The organism is Clostridium sp. HV4-5-A1G (assembly GCF_900184915.1).
Lineage (GTDB): Bacteria > Bacillota > Clostridia > Clostridiales > Clostridiaceae > Clostridium_B > Clostridium_B aromativorans.
In genome coordinates this window covers 1-2,739 of record NZ_FXYI02000283.1, presented here as the reverse complement: position 1 = coordinate 2,739, position 2,739 = coordinate 1, and the positions used below count along the sequence as shown (strand labels likewise).

The 2,739-nt window shown below is 31.6% G+C and carries 2 protein-coding genes; both read right to left on the bottom strand.

Features of this window, described 5'->3' with window-relative positions; translation table 11 throughout:
- Nucleotides 1–64 precede the first annotated feature (64 nt).
- Entirely contained in the window at nt 65–1,978 is a 1,914-nt protein-coding gene (locus J5G60_RS17750) for a bifunctional 4-hydroxy-3-methylbut-2-enyl diphosphate reductase/30S ribosomal protein S1 (RefSeq protein ID WP_150359028.1), read from the bottom strand.
- Nucleotides 1,979–1,994: 16 nt separating this feature from the next.
- Nucleotides 1,995–2,663 carry a (d)CMP kinase gene (cmk, locus tag J5G60_RS17745; protein ID WP_150359029.1) on the bottom strand — a complete coding sequence of 223 codons (669 nt, stop codon included), beginning with the start codon at nt 2,661–2,663 and terminating at the stop codon, nt 1,995–1,997.
- Between the last annotated feature and the right edge of the window lie 76 nt (nt 2,664–2,739).

Here is a 2,739-nt window from a genome sequence, read left to right as displayed (position 1 = left end):
GGTAGTAAGTTAATTTTAGTATAAAATTTAGAATAGCAGTACATTTATATTACAAAATTTTATATTAGATATCATCCACTTCTTTTATACTTAAAGCTATTTTTTCATTCTCCTTGTTTACTTCCAAGATTTTTGCTTTTACCTCTTCACCAACCTTTAACACATCTTCAGGTTTATCTATTCTCTTATGGCTTATTTGAGATATATGGACAAGTGCATCTACTCCGGGTTCCAATTCCACAAAAGCACCAAAACTTGCAAACCTGACTACTTTTCCAAGTACTACACTGCCTACTGGATATTTTACATCAACATTATTCCAAGGATTTTCCATAAGTTTTTTCATAGATAATGATAATTTTCTTTTTTCCTTATCCACATCCAATATATAAACTTTGATCTTATCTCCTATTTTTAAAACATCGCTTGGCTTACCTACTCTTCCCCAGGATAGTTCAGATACATGAAGCAAACCATCAACTCCCTGTACATCTACAAAAGCACCAAAATCAGTTAATCTTCTAACTTCTCCCTCCACTACTGTATCCTTTTGAAGTATATTCCAGGTTTTTTCCTCTATCTTTTCTCTTTCTGCCCTTAAGAGTTCTCTTCTCGAAGCTACTATTCTGGTTCCTCTTTTCTCCTCTTTAAATTCAATTATATTTACATCCAATTCTTTATCCACATATTGGGAAAGATCATTCACATGATATAATTCTACATGGGAAGCCGGTATAAAAACCCTAGCACCCTTATAATTTGCCACAAGTCCACCATTTACGGCTTCTTTTACCGTAACCTTTAAAATAGTATCCTTCCCATTATTTTCTCTTAATTCTCTATATGCATTTTCTCTTTCTAGTTCTAATTTAGAAAGCACTACATATCCATCTTCATTTTGTCTTCGTATTACCTTTACTTCCAGCTCATCACCCAGATGTATTAACTGTTCCAAATCATCCTCTTCATTTCTGGTTATTTCAGATTTAGGAAGTATGCCATCCGATTTATATCCTATATTTAAAAAGACCTCATTTGGATTTACAGATATTACAGTCCCTTTGATTTTTTCCCCTAATATTATTTGAGTATCATTTTTATCCATATAAGATAATTGCTCATTTAATGCCAAATTTTTGTCATCACTCATTTTTAAAATTGCCTCCTTTATTATCCAATCTGGTGTCGAAGCTCCTGCTGTAACACCTATAGTTTTTATTTTATTAGATCTAATTATATTATCAGGTATTTCTCCTGAATTTTCAACATGAATAGTATTTTTACAATTATTTTTACATATTTCATATAATTTAGTGGTATTAGAACTATTTTTTCCCCCTAGTACTACCATCATATCAACTTTTTTTGAAATATCCTCTGCAGATTTTTGTCGGAATTCCGTGGCGCTACATATTGTGTTAAAAGCAATAAACTCTTTGCACTGTTTGATTACTACACTCAAAACTTTTTGCCAGTTGGATTGTCTTTCTGTAGTCTGTGATACTATGCAAAGTCTTGATGAAAGTTTATTTAAGTCTAATCCATCCTTAGATACAATTGCAGTATTTTCACACCAACCATTTATACCAATCACTTCAGGGTGAGTTTTATCACCTACTATTAATATAGAATACCCCAATTTATAATATTCTTGTACTTTTTTTTGTATATTTGAAACATATGGGCAGGTAGCATCTATTACATTTATTTTTTTATCCTTCAAAAAAGTAAATATATATTTAGGTACTCCGTGAGAACGTATTATGACTACATCTCCCTCTTTAAGATTGTTCATATCGTCCTTTTCTATAGGAAATATTCCCTTTCCCTCTAATTTTTTTACTACATTATTATTATGAATTAAAGGCCCTAAAGTATATATATTTTTTTTAAATTTTTTTTGAGTACTTACAGCTTTTTCCACAGCTCTCTTTACTCCAAAGCAAAATCCAGACTTATCTGCTAGTATAATTTTCATAATTTCACCTTAAATCTTATTGATTATGCCCTTCAATATATTTTATTATGTATTTTGAAATAATTTCTACAACCTCCAAAATAGAAAGATTAGAAGAATCTATTTCCACCGCATCTTCTGATTTCACAAGTGGAGAAACTGCCCTATGTGAATCTATATAATCTCTTTTAATTATTTCATCCAGTACTTTATCATATTCTGCAGGTATGCCTTTTTTATTAAGCTCTACACACCTTCTCTTAGCCCTTTCACTGGCACTGGCGGTAAGAAAAAATTTCAAAGGAGCATTTTTTAAAACCACAGTACCTATATCTCGTCCATCCATGACTACATTACACTTTGACGCTATTTTCTGCTGCATGTCTACCAATAATTTTCGCAGCTCAGAAATGGCAGCATAATTAGACACATTGCTGCTTATATTAGGTTGCCTTATAAGATCTGTAAAGTCTTTACCGTTCACTAAAATTCTATCTCCATCAAAACATATCTCAAGTGATTTTGCAATTTCACAAACGCCCTGCACATCTGTATAAGATACATCTTCCTTCATACACATAAGGGTAACAGCCCTATACATAAATCCCGTATTTATATACACAAGGCTAAATCTATGAGCTATAATATTTGCTATAGTACTTTTACCCGCAGCTGCAGGACCGTCAATCGCAACAGATATATTCAAAATAGTATTCCGCCTTTCTAGTGAAGCTATATCTATAAATAAAATTTTATACATAACATATTCTATTATATATTCT